Origin of the sequence: Candidatus Planktophila sp., assembly GCA_030681675.1 — a bacterium.
Lineage (GTDB): Bacteria > Actinomycetota > Actinomycetes > Nanopelagicales > Nanopelagicaceae > Planktophila.
The window spans coordinates 1-2,168 of record JAUXRP010000044.1; the positions used below are offsets into that span (position 1 = coordinate 1).

The following is a 2,168-nucleotide window of genomic DNA, read 5'->3' on the forward strand; positions in this document are numbered from 1 at the left end:
GATCCACTGGAACTATAACGTAATGCCTCACGGATGACGATACGGATCGGCAAGCGGACAAATAAAAAACGCCCGGAACCTTGCGGTTCCGGGCGTCTCTTTAAAGGACCCGGCAATGACCTACTTTCGCGCTTGTGGGCACTATCATCGGCCGCGTCAGCTTAACGGTCGTGTTCGGAATGGGAACGTGTGTTTCCTGACGCGTATGGTCACCGGGAAATCCTTGCGACACCGGTAAGGATGCCGCAAGGCGATAACAAATGGTGGCAAAGTGAAGTGATATCTGTGTCTGAAGGCTAGACGCAGTGTTTATTGCGACCTGACCATGATTGCCTCGGAGCCGTGTTGTCGAAACAACAATCACCGAGAGACAACAATCAAAGTGGTCAAGCTTTCGTCCGTTAGTACCGGTCAACTGAGACCATTGCTGGTCGTACATCGCCGGCCTATCAACCTGGTCGTCTGCCAGGGGACTTCAGGGCTTACGCCCAACGAAACCTGATCTTGGGAAGGGCTTCGCGCTTATATGCTTTCAGCGCTTATCCTGACCGGACATAGCTACCCTGCGCTGCCACTAGCGTGACAACAGGAACACCAGAGGTCCGTCCCTCCAAATCCTCTCGTACTAAAGAGAAACTCCCTCAAGTTTCGTACGCCCACAGAAGATAGGGACCAACCTGTCTCACGACGGTTTAAACCCAGCTCACGTACCGCTTTAATCGGCGAACAGCCGAACCCTTGGGAGCTTCTCCACCCCCAGGATGCGATGAGCCGACATCGAGGTGCCAAACCCCTTCGTCGATATGGACTCTTGGAAGGGATCAGCCTGTTATCCCCGGGGTAACTTTTATCTGATGATCTTCTACGCTCCTATAAGCGATAGTCGGTTCACTAAATTCTACTTTCGTAACTGATCGACTGATGGGTCTCTCAGTAAAGCTGGTTTATGCTTTTGCACTATCAGTCCGATTTCCATCCGGACCTAACCAACCTTTGTAAACGCCTCCGTTGCAATTTAGGAGGCGACCGCCCCAGTCAAACTACCCGCCAGGCACTGTTCCCGGACTGGTATGAATAACTAAAAACGATACATACATTTTTATGTGAACCGCAAAAGACAATACTAATAATATCCGACCACTCTTACGAATGATAGGATCTTTCTTTACAACTTATGCTTAGTTTGCCATTTGCTGGTTCACTGTATATAAGTTTTTTGTTCCTCATAACAGCCCAGGGTTAGATTTAAAACTTCAGCAGGGTGGTATTCCACTGTTGACTCCATTCCGACTAGCGTCGGGACTTCATAGTCTCCCACCTAAGCTCGACAACCAAAACTCTAAATCAATGCCAAGTTGTAGTAAAGCTCCACGGGGTCTTTTCGTCTTGCTGCAGGTCGACGGCATCTTTACCGTCATTGCAATTTCACCGAGCTCTCCGTTGAGACAGTTTTCAAGTCATTACGCCATTGATGCGGGTCAGAACTTACCTGACAAGGAATTTCGCTACCTTAGGACGATTATAGTTATCGCCGACGTTCACTGGCGCTTCGGGGATTGGCTTGCACCGCTCCCGTTAACGTTCCAGCACTGGTCAGGCGTCAGCCCCTATACTTCCCCTTACGGGTTTGCAGAGACCTGTGTTTTTGGTAAACAGTTGCTTGAAAAACTTTCGCTGCGGCCACCCCTTTGACAGGGTGGCGAGACATGTTGCGAACTTACGTCTAGCTTTTTTGCCGAGTTCCTTAACGGAGGATCACTCGTTCACCTTAGGCTACTCGCCCAGTCTACCTGTGTCGGTTTTAGTACGGATATTCAATGATAAGTTTAGAGAATTTTCTAGACAACCTGCTTTATTCCGTTGGCCTCTCCGAAGAGAAACCTCCAGCCGCAGCTTGGGCTATACCTTCCGGATTTACCTGGAAAGCACCCTCACTGCGTCTACATCAATCCAATAAGATGCGAAATATACTAGATTGCGTCCTCCCATACCGTGACATTGAATAGTCAAGGAATATTAACCTTGTGTCCATCGACTACGTCTTTCGACCTCGCCTTAGGACCGACTGACCCTGGGTTGATCAACATTGCCCAGGAAACCTTAGACTTTCGGTGTGCGGGGATCTCACCCGCATTGCGGTTACTAATACCAACATTCTTACTTCCATG

General features: G+C 49.3%; 2 rRNA genes. Both read right to left on the bottom strand.

The features are described from left to right. Positions 1–107 precede the first annotated feature (107 nt). Positions 108–217 (bottom strand): 5S ribosomal RNA (gene rrf / locus Q8K48_09255). Between the two features lie 165 nt (positions 218–382). Then, a 23S ribosomal RNA gene (locus tag Q8K48_09260) occupies positions 383–2,168 on the bottom strand; the annotation flags it as partial.